Genomic DNA, 12,922 nt, shown 5'->3' on the forward strand with positions numbered 1-12,922 from the left:
GCGCTTAACGGTACGGTGCATCGGCGGCAAGGTTCGCGGCGATCGCGCGCTCCCAGCGGTCACCGTTCGCGAGCAGCTTGTCCTTGTCGTAGATCAGCTCCTCACGCGTCTCGGTCGAGAATTCGAAGTTCGGCCCTTCGACGATGGCATCGACGGGGCACGCCTCCTGGCACAGCCCGCAATAGATGCACTTGGTCATGTCGATGTCGTAGCGGGTGGTGCGGCGGCTGCCGTCGTCGCGCGGCTCGGCCTCGATGGTGATCGCCAGCGCCGGGCACACCGCCTCGCACAGCTTGCAGGCGATGCAGCGTTCTTCGCCATTGGCATAGCGGCGCAGCGCATGCTCGCCGCGGAAGCGGGGCGAGATCGGGTTCTTCTCATAGGGATAGTTGATCGTCGCCTTGGGCTTGAAGAAATAGCGCAAGGTCAGCCAATGGGCCTTGATGAACTCCCACAGCGTGAAGGATCGGACGAGTTGGGCGACGCTCATACGGGAAGTCCTACGCGCTGGATCATCAGCCAGCCGGAAACGAGAAATACGAAGATCAGCGACAACGGCAGGAAGATCTTCCAGCCCAGCCGCATCAGCTGGTCGTAGCGGTAGCGCGGCACGGTCGCCTTCACCCAGCTGAACAGGAAGAAGAAGAACAGGATCTTGGCGAACAGCCAGATAATGCCGGGCACCATGTAGAAGATCGGCAGGTCGAGCGGCGGCAGGTAACCGCCCCAGAACAAGGTCGCGTTGAGCGTGCACATCAACAGCACGTTGGCGTACTCGCCGAGCCAGTAGAGCGCGAAGCTCATCGACGAATATTCGGTCTGGTAGCCGGCGACGAGTTCGCTTTCGGCCTCGGTCAGGTCGAACGGTGCGCGCTGGGTTTCGGCGAGCGAGGAGATGAAGAACACCACCGCCATCGGGAACAGCAGCGGATTGAAGCCGAAGCCGTTGATCAGCCCGAGCACATGGCCCTTCTGCCCCTCAACGATGCCGCCAAGGTTGAACGTCCCCGCCCACAGCACCACGGCGATCAGGACGAAGCCTATCGAGACTTCATACGACACCATCTGCGCCGCGGCGCGGATCGCCGAGTAGAAAGGGTATTTCGAGTTGGACGACCAGCCCGCCAGGATGATGCCGTAGACGCCCAGCGACGATGCCGCGAGCACGTAGAGCAGCCCGACATTGATGTTCGACAGCATCACGCCCGCCTGGAACGGCACCACCGCCCACACGATCAGCGCCACCGTGAAGGTGATGATCGGCGCGAGCAGGAACAGCACCTTGTTGGCGCTCGACGGAATAATGGTTTCCTGGAGGAAGACCTTGAGGCCGTCCGCGAACGATTGCAGCAGCCCGAGCGGGCCGACGACGTTCGGACCACGACGCAGCGCCATCGCCGCCCAGATCTTGCGATCGGCATAGATGATCATCGCGACGGACAGCATCAGCGGCAGCGCGATCAGCAGGATGCCGGCGATGGTGGCGACGAACCACGCCCATTCGAAGGGCAGGCCGAGCCATTGGAAGAAGGCGGTCATTCCGAAATTTCCTTCGCCGGCTGCCAGCGATCCAAGCGCCAAAGGAGCGCCGCACCGAACAGCGGCCACACCGCAGTCCCGATAGCGCCGACGAAAGTCGTGGCCAGTTCCCACAGGCTGAGCTGATTGGCGCTCATCATCCCACCACGCTCGTCGAACTGCATGGCGAGGCGTGCGACCAGGCTGCCCACAACCACGATGACCGCAATCCAGAACAGCAGCTTTGAGGCGCTGCGCATGGTCTTCAGATAGAGGTCATTCATTCCGCGGCCTCCGCGAATTCCTCGCCGTGGATCAGCTCGGCCGAGCAGCGCTGCATCGTTGGGCTGGCGCGGCAGATGGCGTTGGTGAGGTAGAAATCCTTGATCGGATAACCGACCGGGCCCTTGGCCTTGGCGGCAAGCTTGGGCGGCGCCCAGTTGTAACGGACCAGACCCTCCTGCCCCAGTTCGGGCACTTCGGCGGCCATCGCGGTGCGGAGCTGCTCGAAGCTGTCGAACGGCAACGTCGCGCCCAGCGCATCCGAGAGAGCGCGCAGGATCGTCCAGTCCTCACGCGCGTCGCCCGGTGCGAACACCGCGCGGTCGGCGCGCTGGACGCGGCCTTCGAGGTTCACATAGGTGCCCGGCTTCTCGGCATAGGTAGCGCCCGGCAGGATCACGTCGGCGTGGTGCGCGCCCTTGTCGCCATGGTGGCCGATATAGGCCTTGAAGCTACCCGCGAACGCCGAGAAATCGACTTCGTCGGCGCCGAGGAAGAAGGTAAGCTTCGGGTCGGCCGCAACGATGTCGGCGATTCCACCCTTCTGCGCCCAGCCGAGCATCAGCCCGCCCATCCGCGCCGCGGCGGTGTGGACGACGTTGAAGCCGTTCCAGCCGTCACGCATGAAGCTGCCCGCCACCGCAAGCGCCGGGCCATGCCCGTCCTTGAGCGCGCCGGGGCCGAGGATCAGCACCGGTGCCTTGGCAGCCTCGATCACTTCCGAGACTTCCGACGGCATCTTGCCGAGCAGCCCCAGATCGTCGCCGAGCCACTGGACCTTGTAGGTCAGATCGGTCTCGGGCCCTATCGCGAAGACCTTTGCGCCCTTCTTGATCGCCTTGCGGATGCGCGTGTTGATCAGCGGCGCTTCCCAGCGGAGATTGGTGCCGACCAGCAGGATCGCATCGGCATTCTCGATCTCGCCGATCGTGGTGTTGAACGCGACCGAGCCGAGATTGGTCACGTCATAGGCCATGCCGGTCTGGCGACCTTCGAGCAGCGTCGAGCCGAGCGCATTGACCAGCTTCTTGGCGGCGAACATCGTTTCGCAATCGAGCAGGTCGCCGGCGATCGCCGCGACGTTGCTGCCGGCCTTCCTGGCGGCCTTGGCGATGGCGTTGAACGCCTCGTCCCAGCTCGCTTCGATCAGCTTGCCCTTGACCCGCACGAACGGCTTGTCGAGGCGGCGACGGACCAGCGCATCGACATGGTAGCGCGTCTTGTCGTGCGCCCATTCCTCGTTGACGTCTTCGTTGATCCGCGGAAGCACGCGCATCACCTGGCGGCCGCGGCTGTCGAGGCGGATGTTGGTGCCGACCGCGTCCATCACGTCGATCGATAGCGTCCGCTTCAATTCCCACGGGCGATATTCGAACGCCACCGGCTTGTGAGTCAGCGCGCCGACCGGACACAGGTCCACCGCATTGCCGGAAAGCTCGCTTTTGAAAGCCTTTTCCAGGTACGTCGTGATCTGCATGTTCTCGCCGCGATAGATCGCGCCGATATCCTCGACGCCCGCGACTTCCTCGCCGAAGCGCACGCAGCGGGTGCACTGGATGCAGCGGGTCATGATCGTCTTGATGATCGGACCCATATATTTCTCGGTCACCGCCCGCTTGTTCTCGGTGTAGCGGCTATGGCCCTTGCCATAGGCGACCGACTGGTCCTGCAAGTCGCATTCGCCGCCCTGATCGCAGATCGGGCAATCGAGCGGGTGGTTGATCAGCAGGAACTCCATCACGCCTTCGCGCGCGGCCTTGACCATCGCCGAGTCGGTGCGGATTTCCTGATTGTCGGCGGCGGGCAGCGCGCAGCTCGCCTGCGGCTTGGGCGGCCCGGGCTTCACTTCGACCAGGCACATCCGGCAATTGCCGGCGATGCTGAGCCGTTCATGATAGCAGAAGCGCGGAATCTCCTTGCCCGCGGCCTCGCATGCCTGAAGCACGGTGGCGCCGGCGGGCACCTCGACTTCGATTCCATCTACGGTCAGCTTTGGCATCAGTTCGAACTCGCTGACGAGGCAGACGCCTCGCGGTAATAGGCTTCGGCCATGAACCCGATCAGGGTTCCCTTGTCGATCGAGACCCGGCGCCCCGCGCCGCATTCGTCCAGATACGGCTTGATCGCGCCGAACGCCGTCGCCTCGGCGGCGGTGCCTGCATTGGCCTTGAACAGGGTCATGCTGGCCGCCGGGTCCCGGCGGATCACGCAATTCGCGAACTGGAAAAGGTCGCTATTGTCACCTGTCATGGTCAGCGCCGTCGGCCCGAACGCGGCTGGCTTGCGCGCGAAATCCCTGAGGACCATCGCCTTGAACAACTGCCCGCGAAACGAGATCGGGTTTGTCGTCAGCTGCAAGCTTTGCCCGACGCTGCGGCCGACCGAGGCGCTGCCGAAAAAGCACTCCTTGTCCATCAGTGGCGGCAGGGTCTGCATGTCCTTGTCGAAGTTGGGCGGACCCGCCAGTGCCTTCGACACCTGCATATAATGGCGCTTGACGATGCAGAGCGCGAACTTGTCATACACTGCACGCGCGGCATCGCCGGTCGCGCTGCCCTCGGGCACGTCGATCGACGTGGTGCTCGAACGCATGCTGCCCGTTTCCTGGGCATGCGCCGTGCCGGCGATCAGCGCCGCCGCGAGCGTGAAGGAGGCCAGCAAACGGCTCACTCAGCAGCTTCCATCATCGGGGCCTCACCGCCGCCGTTGCGTTCGTTGATCCGCCGCTCCATCTCGGGGCGGAAGTGGCGGATCAGGCCCTGGATCGGCCAGGCTGCCGCATCGCCCAGCGCGCAGATGGTGTGGCCCTCGACCTGCTTGGTGACCTGATAGAGCGTGTCAATCTCGCTGATATCGGCGTCGCCGGTGCGCATCCGCTCCATCACGCGCCACATCCAGCCGGTGCCTTCGCGGCACGGGGTGCACTGGCCACAGCTCTCATGCTTGTAGAAGTATGACAGCCGCGAAATCGCGCGAACGATGTCGGTGGACTTGTCCATGACGATCACCGCAGCCGTGCCGAGGCCCGAGCCGAGCGCCTTCAATCCGTCGAAATCCATCGGACAGTCCATGATCTGCGCCGCGGGGACGAGCGGGACCGACGAGCCGCCGGGGATCACCGCCAGCAGATTGTCCCAGCCGCCGCGGATGCCGCCGCAATGCTCTTCGATAAGCTGGCGGAACGGGATGCTCATCGCTTCCTCGACCACCACCGGCTTGTTCACATGGCCGCTGATCTGGAAGAGCTTGGTGCCCTTGTTGCCCTCATTGCCGAAGCTCGCGAACCACTCGGGCGAGCGCCGCAGGATCGTCGGCACCACCGCAATCGATTCGACATTGTTGACCGTGGTCGGGCAGCCATAGAGGCCCGCACCCGCCGGGAATGGCGGCTTGAGGCGCGGCTGGCCCTTCTTGCCCTCCAGGCTCTCAAGCATCGCGGTCTCTTCGCCGCAGATATACGCCCCGGCGCCGCGATGGACGAAGACGTCGAAATCATAGCCCGACTTCGCCGCGTTCTTGCCGAGCAGCCCGGCGTCATACGCCTCTTTCACCGCTGCGAAGAGCGTCTCGGCCTCGCGGATATATTCGCCGCGAATGTAGATGTACGCGGCGCGTGCGCGCATCGCATAGCCGGCGATCAGCGCGCCTTCGATCAGCTTGTGCGGATCGTGGCGGATGATCTCGCGGTCCTTGCACGAACCCGGCTCGGATTCGTCGGCGTTGATCACCAGGAAGTTGGGCCGGTCGGCGCGCGGCTCCTTGGGCATGAAGCTCCACTTCATGCCGGTCGGGAACCCCGCCCCGCCGCGCCCGCGCAGGCCCGACGCCTTGATCTTGTCGATGATCGCGTCCTGGCCGATGGCCATCAGATTCTTGGTCGCATCCCAGTCGCCGCGCTTCTGCGCGGCCTTAAGGTTCCACGGCTGGAAGCCATAGACGTTGGTGAAGATGCGGTCCTTATCGGCCAGCATTATCGCGCGCCCTTGTCCTTCATGAACATCACATAGACCAGCACGGCGATGCCGATGATGATCAGCGGCCCGAGCAACGCGAAGGTCGCGCGCAGCAGCCAGCCGAGCACGACGATGCCGCCGATGATCGCAAGGATCGTGACGATCAGATTCTTGTTGTCACCCATCACCATTCTCCCCGGTAATCGTGATTTTCGGAGACCATCGCGGTCAGGTTGGTCGTGCCGCCATAGGCCTCGACGGTGTGGCGGCCCGGTTCCTGGCTGCCGGTCTTGGGTTGCTCGCCTCTGGCCAGCGCATCGAGGATCGCGACCGTGCGGTCGAAATCGAGATCCTCGTAATTGTCGTCGTTGATCTGGACCATCGGTGCCGAAGCGCAATTGCCGAGGCATTCGACTTCGGTGAGCGTGAATAGCCCATCCGCGGTCGTCGCGCCCTTGTGCAGCCCGCGCGACTTGCACGCCGCCATCACATCGTCAGACCCGCGCAGCATGCACGGCGTCGTCCCGCACACCTGGACGTGATAGCGCCCGACCGGCGCCAAGTTGAACATGGTGTAGAAGGTCGCGACCTCGAACACGCGGATGTACGGCACGCCGATCTCGCGCGCGACGAACTCGATCACCGGGATCGGCAGCCAGCCCTGCGTATTGGTCTCCGCCCCCACCTGGCGCTGCGCCAGATCGAGGAACGGGATCGAGCAGGACAGCCGGCGGTTCTCCGGATAGCGGCTCGCGATCTCGTTGGCCTTGCGGACATTCTCGTCCGACCATTTGAAACCGCCCCAGCGCGCGCGGGTCTCGGCTTCGTCGGGGATCTGGGGTGCGTCAGCCATGACGGCGCATCTCGATTAGTTCGTTGATTAGCATGCGGCCAAAAAAGACCAGCATGCCAAGATTGGCAGTAATGACCAGCCAGCGGAGGGTGCCAAGTTCAAGGCCATGGTCTGCGAACCGCTCGGCCAGCAGATACAACGTCATCAGAACACCGAGACCGCCCAGCACGGCGCGTCGCCGATGGTAGGTCATGTCATCGATCTTGCGCGCGTCCCAGATCACCGGTCACACTCCCCGAACACGATATCCATCGCACCCAGAATAGCCGTCGTATCGGCCAGCATGTGCCCGCGCGACATGAAGTCCATCGCCTGCAGATGCGAGAACGCGGTCGGGCGAACCTTGCAGCGGTACGGCTTGTTGGTGCCGTCGCTGACCAGATAGACGCCGAACTCGCCCTTGGGGCTCTCGGTGGCGACATACACCTCGCCCGCCGGCACGTGATAGCCTTCGGTGAACAGCTTGAAGTGATGGATCAGCGCTTCCATCGACTGCTTCATCTCGCCGCGCCTGGGCGGAGCGACCTTGCGGTCAAGCGTCAGCACCGGACCTTCGGGCATTTCGGCGAGGCACTGTTTCATGATCCGGGCCGACTGGCGGACCTCCTCGACGCGGACCATGAACCGGTCATAGCAATCGCCGCGCGTCCCCACCGGAATATCGAACTCCATGCGGTCGTAGACGTCATAGGGCTGCGACTTGCGCAGATCCCAGGGGATGCCGGCGGCGCGGATCATCGGGCCCGAAAAGCCCCAGCGGATCGCATCGTCGCGGCTGACCACGGCGATATCGACATTGCGCTGCTTGAAGATGCGGTTCTCGGCGACGAGGCTGATCGCATCCTCGAACAGCCGCGGCAGACGGGTATCGAGCCAGTCGCCGATATCGGCGAGCAGCTTGAGCGGCACATCCTGACGGACGCCACCAACGCGGAAATAGTTGGAATGCATCCGCGCGCCCGAGGCCCGCTCGAAGAAGTTGAGGCAATCCTCGCGGATCTCGAACATCCACAGGTTCGGCGTCATCGCGCCGACGTCCATCACGTGGCTGCCCAAGTTGAGCATGTGATTGCAGATGCGAGTCAGTTCGGCGAAGAACACGCGCAGATACTGGCCCCGCAGTGGCACTTCGAGGTCGAGCAACTTCTCGACCGCGAGCACATAGCTGTGCTCCATGCCCAGCGGCGAGCAATAATCGAAGCGATCGAAATAGGGCAGCGCCTGGGTATAGGTCTTGTACTCGATCAATTTCTCGGTGCCGCGATGGAGCAGGCCGATATGCGGATCGACGCGCTCGACGATCTCGCCGTCTAGCTCCATCACCAGCCGCAGCACGCCGTGCGCGGCGGGATGCTGCGGACCGAAATTGATGGTGTAGTTCTGGATCTCGGTATCGCCCGGCTCCGGCTTGCCGCCGTCGGTGCGATGCTCGATCTCGTCGAGATACTCAGCCATTATGCTTCACCCCCGGAATCTTTGGCCGGCGCCTTCTTGACGCGCGGCTTGCGGGGTTTGGGGCCGTCGTCCGGGCCGGGTTTGCCGGCGCCGGTCTTGGCCGTCGAATCGCTGGTCTTGGGCTTGGTCACCTTGGCCTTGGCTGGCTTGGCAGCCGGAACGGACTTGGCGATCTCGTCGGCCTTGAGCGGGGTCGGCGCGCCCTTGGCCTCGGGCTGCGGCGCTGGCGGCGGAGCGGCGGGGGCCGCCTTCTCGTCGCCCGGCAGCACATAGGCCGCGCCTTCCCACGGGCTCAGGAAGTCGAAGCTGCGGAAGTCCTGGGCCAGCTTGACCGGCTCATAGACGACGCGCTTGGCCTCTTCCGAATAGCGCAGCTCGACATAGCCGGTCTGCGGGAAGTCCTTGCGCAGCGGATGGCCGACGAAACCATAGTCGGTCAGGATGCGGCGAAGGTCGGTATTTCCTTCGAACAGCACGCCATACATGTCGTAGACTTCGCGCTCGAGCCAGCCGGCAACCGGCCAGATCGCCGTCACCGACGGCACCGGCTGCACCTCGTCGGTGCTGACATGGACGCGGATGCGGTGGTTCTTCGTCAGCGAGAGCAGGCAATAGACGACCTCGAAACGCTCGGCGCGCTCGGGATAGTCGGCGCCGGCGATCTCCATCAGCTGCTGATATTCGAACTCGACGCGCAGCCGGTCGATGACCTCGATCAGGCGAGCACGCGAGACATTGAACGCGACCTCGACGCCCGGCCGGCGCGAAACGCCGTCGCCGAGCAGCGGCGCCCAGACCGCATCGTCGCGGTCGATCATGCGGGGGGCTGCCGTCTTCACCGTTCCAGCGTCCCGCTGCGGCGGATCTTCCGCTGGAGCTGCATGATCCCGTAGAGCAACGCCTCGGCCGTCGGCGGGCAGCCCGGCACATAGATATCCACGGGCACGATGCGGTCGCAGCCGCGCACCACCGAGTAGCTATAGTGATAATAGCCGCCGCCATTGGCGCACGAGCCCATCGAGATCACATATTTCGGTTCGGACATCTGGTCGTAGACGCGGCGCAGCGCCGGCGCCATCTTGTTGCACAGCGTGCCGGCGACGATCATCACGTCCGACTGGCGCGGGGAAGCGCGCGGCGCCGCGCCGAAGCGCTCCATGTCGTAGCGCGGCATGTTCACATGGATCATCTCGACCGCGCAGCAGGCGAGCCCGAAGGTCATCCACCACAGCGAGCCGGTGCGCGCCCATTGGAACAGTTCCTCGGTCGACGTGACGAGGAAACCCTTGTCGCCGATCTCGGCATTGATGTCGTTGAGAAAGCCGACGTCGGGAAGCGTCCCGGCATCCGGAAAGTCCGGACCCAGCCGCGCCGCGAGGGACTCTGCCGGTGTGAGTTCTACTCCCACTCGAGCGCTCCCTTCTTCCACGCATAGACCAGGCCAAGCGCCAGCTCGCCGATGAAGATCATCATCGATATCCACGCGGTCCAGCCGAGGTCGAACACCGAAACCGCCCAGGGATAGAGGAACGCGGCCTCGAGATCGAAGATGATGAACAGGATCGCGACAAGGTAGAAGCGCACATCGAACTGGCTGCGCGAATCCTCGAATGCGGGGAAGCCGCACTCATATTCGGTGAGCTTCGCCTCGCTCGGCTTGTGCGCGCCCGTCAGGCGCCCGACCAGCATCGGCAGGAACACGAACGCGCTGGAGAGCGCGATCGCGACGCCGAGGAACAGGAGGATCGGCAGATATTCGGATAGCTGAACCAAAGTGCCTTCTCGCGCATGCGGAATTGTGTGGGCGGCTTTAGGACGGACCAACTGGTGCGGCAAGGGCGGAAACCCTTGAGAATCACTCGCAATAAAGGCAGATATTCAACCGCGCCGCGCCTTCATTCTCAGGACGCGCGCGTCCGCTCCACGCAGCGGCGGAGCGCCGCCAGCGCACCATGGAAATCCGTCACCGGAAAGTCCGCGATCTGCACCGAATCCAGAGTAGCCTGGAAGCGCCAGCTATCGGGAAGCAGATCGACTTGCGTCGCGCGCTCGAACGGCATCCAATAGCCGTTCACACTGCGCTTGCCGATTCCGCGATGGACGCCCGCCCAACCTTCGGGCCCCTTGAACCAGAGCCAATAGCCCTTTCCGTCCTCGATCGCCCAATCCTTCGGACCCGCGAGTACCAGCGCACCATAGTTCTTGCCGCCCGGATCGGGGGAGACCAGCGCCAGCCGCACTTCGCCCGCGGTGGCGGCGATACAGTTGCCCTTCGACCCGGAAATCGACCATGGGCCAACCTTCTCGGTCTGCGCGGACGCGGTACCGGCGAATGCCGCCAAAGCTATGATCGACGCGAGGAGTTTCTGCATGGCCGCCCCCTGTTCTCTTGCGGAGGATAGAGGCGGCGGCCCGGCAAAATCAAGACAGGCTAAGCGTTGCGCAGCGAACCCGCGACCAGCTTGTGCAGCTTCGAATGCAGCACGTCGTTCGCCGCCAGGAACTGGTTGCGCCGCATCGCCATGTCCTGTCCGCGGAAATCGGTGACGAAGCCGCCCGCTTCCTTGATCAGCAGCATCCCCGCCGCGACGTCCCAGGGCTGAAGGTCGCTTTCCCAGAACCCGTCGAAGCGGCCCGCAGCGACCCAGGCCATGTCGAGCGCCGCCGAGCCGAGCCGGCGGATGCCCGCCACTTCCGGGGCGACCGCGCCGAAGATGCGGCTCCACTGCGCGAAATTGCCATGGCCCAGGAATGGGATACCGGTAGCGATCACGGCATCGGCCAGCTCGCGCCGCGCCGAGACACGCAACCGCTCGCTCTGCACCCAGGCGCCGCGGCCTTTTTCGGCCCAGAAGCTCTCATCGGTGAGCGGCTGATAGACATAACCATGGGTGATCTCGGGCTTGCCCTGCGCGCCAAGTGGATCCTCGACCGCGACCGAGATGCAGAAATGCGGGATTCCGTGGAGGAAGTTGGTGGTGCCGTCGAGTGGATCGACGATCCAGCGCGGCTTGCTGGGGTCGCCGGCGATCTCGCCGCGCTCCTCGACCAGGAAGCCCCAGTCCGGCCGCGCCTTGCTCAGCTCCTCGATCAGCGTGTCCTCGGCGCGCTTGTCGGCCATCGACACGAAGTCGGCCGGCCCCTTGCGGCTGACCTGGAGATTCTGCACCTCATTGAAGTCGCGGCGCAGGCGCGGACCGGCCTTGCGGCAGGCCTTTTCGATGACGGTGATGATGCCGGAATGGGAAACCACGATTACCTCTATTGCGTTGCGGCGGCGGACATTTCGCGAATCGCGGCGAGTATTCGCAGCTCTCCTTGTGTCAGCCGGTCGGTTATCTTCAATATTTCGGCGGGTGCCATCGCGCCGCTGGGAATCGCTTCCAGAATATCGGCGACCTCGTCCCCACCAGCGGAAATCCGTTTCATCGCCGTATCGAGTATCACGATCATGCGGGTCAATGCCGGATCGCCGCCCAGTTTGGCGGCGTTGCGGATACCCGCGCTATCGGTCTGCCAGGCGGAGCGCATGCCCCTCGCCGCCGAACGTGCATCAGTCCCATATCCGCGCAGCAACGTCGCCAGAACCCCGCGCATCGCCGCCGGATCGCTGCCGGCGACTACCCGCATCGAGCGCGAGATCGCCAAGCGTATATCGATCATCCGCTTGTGCGTTTGCATCGGCATGCTGGCCTGCATTGCCTCGAGCAGGATAATCTGGCCGTCAAAGACACTGGCTGCGGTCAGTCGCGCTTCGGCAAGCTTCGCGTGGGCGCCCGGCAAATCTCCGCCGACGATCAATTGCATCGCGGCATCGCTTTGCTCGATATAATCCACCATACCATCCACGGCGTTGGCGGAGCGGCGCAGGAGATCGGCGCTGTCGATATTCAGCATATGCTCGGCCAGCTCGGGCATCGGCCCGATTTCGCCCAACGCCGTGCGCGTCGCGATCGCGGCCGTCTTTATCTCAGCCAGGCATTGGGTGAAGTGGGCAAGCATCGGCGCCGGATCGCCCCGGCTTTCCGCCGGGGCGCCGAGATAGGACGCCATCGCGGCGATCGCCGGTTTGCAGCGCTCATAGCCGTCACTCATCGGCTGCTGGGCGGCACTCACCTGCTGCGCCCACAGTCCCATCTGCTGAAACGGATTGGGAGTGGACGCAGATTGCGCGAGCGCTGTCGCCGGCAACCATGCCAGCAACAGGGCAAGCAGTGCTGTGCGCATCAGTCCGCGCGCTTGACGTAAGTCTGCTCGTACACATCGACGACGATGCGGGTACCGGCGGCGATATGCGGTGGCACCATCACGCGGACGCCATTCTCCAGCACGGCCGGCTTGTACGACGACGAAGCCGTCTGGCCCTTTACCACCGCATCGGCCTCGACGATCGTCGCTTCGATCGTGTCGGGCAGCTGCACGCTGATCGGCTCTTCGTCATAGAGCTCCATCACCACGTCCATGCCGTCCTGCAGGAACGCGGCGGCGTCGCCGAGCAGGTCGCGCGGCAGCGTCGTCTGCTCGTAGCTTTCCTTGTCCATGAAGGTGAGCTGCTCGCCATCGGCGAACAGGAACTGGAAATCCTTGGTGTCGAGGCGGACGCGCTCGACCGTCTCCGCCGAGCGGAAGCGGACATTGTTCTTGCGGCCGTCGCGCAGGTTCTTCATCTCGACCTGCATGTACGCGCCGCCCTTGCCGGGCTGGGTGTGCTGGATCTTGACCGCGCGCCAGATGCCGCCTTCATATTCGATGATGTTGCCGGGACGGATGTCCACGCCGCTGATCTTCATGGGATCGAGACCTGTATTCTTGAGAAAGAGCGAGCGGGCACCCATCAAAATATTACTTTGGTGGAACCCGG

17 protein-coding genes are annotated in these 12,922 nt (G+C 64.0%); all 17 read right to left on the minus strand.

The genetic code is table 11. The annotated features are described in order from the left end of the window. Positions 1–4 precede the first annotated feature (4 nt). The 17 genes from nuoI to efp all read right to left on the minus strand — a co-directional run bounded on the left by nuoI (position 5) and on the right by efp (position 12,851). The gene (nuoI, locus tag KF730_RS08880) at positions 5–490 is read right to left on the minus strand and encodes an NADH-quinone oxidoreductase subunit NuoI (protein ID WP_294093978.1); all 486 of its coding nucleotides are present in this window, start codon (positions 488–490) and stop codon (positions 5–7) included. Then, positions 487–1,539: an NADH-quinone oxidoreductase subunit NuoH gene (gene nuoH / locus KF730_RS08885; protein ID WP_294093979.1), complete on the minus strand. Its 1,053-nt coding sequence runs from the start codon at positions 1,537–1,539 to the stop codon at positions 487–489. Before nuoH ends, nuoI begins: the two co-directional genes overlap by 4 nt. After that, the gene (locus KF730_RS08890; protein ID WP_294093980.1) at positions 1,536–1,802 is read right to left on the minus strand and encodes a hypothetical protein; all 267 of its coding nucleotides are present in this window, start codon (positions 1,800–1,802) and stop codon (positions 1,536–1,538) included. Before KF730_RS08890 ends, nuoH begins: the two co-directional genes overlap by 4 nt. After that, positions 1,799–3,799, minus strand: a complete 2,001-nt coding sequence (nuoG, locus tag KF730_RS08895) for an NADH-quinone oxidoreductase subunit NuoG (RefSeq protein ID WP_294093981.1) — start codon at positions 3,797–3,799, stop codon at positions 1,799–1,801. The genes KF730_RS08890 and nuoG overlap by 4 nt, the downstream gene beginning before the upstream one ends. Continuing rightward, complete coding sequence (locus KF730_RS08900; RefSeq protein ID WP_294093982.1) at positions 3,799–4,470, minus strand: hypothetical protein; 672 nt, start codon at positions 4,468–4,470, stop codon at positions 3,799–3,801. Before KF730_RS08900 ends, nuoG begins: the two co-directional genes overlap by 1 nt. Continuing rightward, positions 4,467–5,771, minus strand: a complete 1,305-nt coding sequence (nuoF, locus tag KF730_RS08905; RefSeq protein WP_294093983.1) for an NADH-quinone oxidoreductase subunit NuoF — start codon at positions 5,769–5,771, stop codon at positions 4,467–4,469. The genes KF730_RS08900 and nuoF overlap by 4 nt, the downstream gene beginning before the upstream one ends. After that, positions 5,771–5,938, minus strand: a complete 168-nt coding sequence (locus KF730_RS08910; protein WP_294093984.1) for a hypothetical protein — start codon at positions 5,936–5,938, stop codon at positions 5,771–5,773. Before KF730_RS08910 ends, nuoF begins: the two co-directional genes overlap by 1 nt. Beyond that, entirely contained in the window at positions 5,938–6,606 is a 669-nt protein-coding gene (locus KF730_RS08915) for an NAD(P)H-dependent oxidoreductase subunit E (protein ID WP_294093985.1), read from the minus strand. The genes KF730_RS08910 and KF730_RS08915 overlap by 1 nt, the downstream gene beginning before the upstream one ends. Continuing rightward, a complete protein-coding gene (locus KF730_RS08920; protein WP_294093986.1) occupies positions 6,599–6,829 on the minus strand; it encodes a hypothetical protein in 231 nt (76 codons plus the stop codon). Before KF730_RS08920 ends, KF730_RS08915 begins: the two co-directional genes overlap by 8 nt. Continuing rightward, entirely contained in the window at positions 6,826–8,061 is a 1,236-nt protein-coding gene (locus KF730_RS08925; protein WP_294093987.1) for an NADH-quinone oxidoreductase subunit D, read from the minus strand. Before KF730_RS08925 ends, KF730_RS08920 begins: the two co-directional genes overlap by 4 nt. Continuing rightward, positions 8,061–8,900, minus strand: a complete 840-nt coding sequence (locus tag KF730_RS08930; RefSeq protein ID WP_294093988.1) for an NADH-quinone oxidoreductase subunit C — start codon at positions 8,898–8,900, stop codon at positions 8,061–8,063. Before KF730_RS08930 ends, KF730_RS08925 begins: the two co-directional genes overlap by 1 nt. Further along, a complete protein-coding gene (locus KF730_RS08935) occupies positions 8,897–9,427 on the minus strand; it encodes an NADH-quinone oxidoreductase subunit B (RefSeq protein ID WP_294095820.1) in 531 nt (176 codons plus the stop codon). Before KF730_RS08935 ends, KF730_RS08930 begins: the two co-directional genes overlap by 4 nt. A 32-nt stretch (positions 9,428–9,459) precedes the next feature. Continuing rightward, a complete protein-coding gene (locus KF730_RS08940; RefSeq protein ID WP_294093990.1) occupies positions 9,460–9,834 on the minus strand; it encodes an NADH-quinone oxidoreductase subunit A in 375 nt (124 codons plus the stop codon). A gap of 128 nt (positions 9,835–9,962) precedes the next feature. Beyond that, a complete protein-coding gene (locus KF730_RS08945) occupies positions 9,963–10,433 on the minus strand; it encodes a hypothetical protein (protein WP_294093992.1) in 471 nt (156 codons plus the stop codon). A 59-nt stretch (positions 10,434–10,492) separates the two neighbouring features. Then, a complete protein-coding gene (locus KF730_RS08950; RefSeq protein WP_294093994.1) occupies positions 10,493–11,314 on the minus strand; it encodes an inositol monophosphatase family protein in 822 nt (273 codons plus the stop codon). Positions 11,315–11,322: 8 nt separating this feature from the next. After that, entirely contained in the window at positions 11,323–12,288 is a 966-nt protein-coding gene (locus KF730_RS08955; RefSeq protein ID WP_294093996.1) for a hypothetical protein, read from the minus strand. Further along, entirely contained in the window at positions 12,288–12,851 is a 564-nt protein-coding gene (gene efp, locus KF730_RS08960) for an elongation factor P (RefSeq protein WP_294093998.1), read from the minus strand. Before efp ends, KF730_RS08955 begins: the two co-directional genes overlap by 1 nt. Positions 12,852–12,922 lie beyond the last annotated feature (71 nt).

It is taken from the genome of Sphingomonas sp., assembly GCF_019635515.1.
Taxonomy (GTDB): domain Bacteria; phylum Pseudomonadota; class Alphaproteobacteria; order Sphingomonadales; family Sphingomonadaceae; genus Sphingomonas.

Excerpts from the sequence above, each read along its gene's own strand:
- KF730_RS08890 (WP_294093980.1), bottom strand. The coding sequence starts at position 1,802 with ATGAATGACCTCTATCTGAAGACCATGCGCAGCGCCTCAAAGCTGCTG.
- nuoG (WP_294093981.1), bottom strand. The coding sequence starts at position 3,799 with ATGCCAAAGCTGACCGTAGATGGAATCGAAGTCGAGGTGCCCGCCGGC.
- KF730_RS08945 (WP_294093992.1), bottom strand. The coding sequence starts at position 10,433 with ATGCAGAAACTCCTCGCGTCGATCATAGCTTTGGCGGCATTCGCCGGT.
- KF730_RS08915 (WP_294093985.1), bottom strand. The coding sequence starts at position 6,606 with ATGGCTGACGCACCCCAGATCCCCGACGAAGCCGAGACCCGCGCGCGC.
- KF730_RS08910 (WP_294093984.1), bottom strand. The coding sequence starts at position 5,938 with ATGGGTGACAACAAGAATCTGATCGTCACGATCCTTGCGATCATCGGC.
- KF730_RS08955 (WP_294093996.1), bottom strand. The coding sequence starts at position 12,288 with ATGCGCACAGCACTGCTTGCCCTGTTGCTGGCATGGTTGCCGGCGACA.
- KF730_RS08925 (WP_294093987.1), bottom strand. The coding sequence starts at position 8,061 with ATGGCTGAGTATCTCGACGAGATCGAGCATCGCACCGACGGCGGCAAG.
- nuoF (WP_294093983.1), bottom strand. The coding sequence starts at position 5,771 with ATGCTGGCCGATAAGGACCGCATCTTCACCAACGTCTATGGCTTCCAG.
- nuoI (WP_294093978.1), bottom strand. The coding sequence starts at position 490 with ATGAGCGTCGCCCAACTCGTCCGATCCTTCACGCTGTGGGAGTTCATC.
- efp (WP_294093998.1), bottom strand. The coding sequence starts at position 12,851 with ATGAAGATCAGCGGCGTGGACATCCGTCCCGGCAACATCATCGAATAT.
- nuoH (WP_294093979.1), bottom strand. The coding sequence starts at position 1,539 with ATGACCGCCTTCTTCCAATGGCTCGGCCTGCCCTTCGAATGGGCGTGG.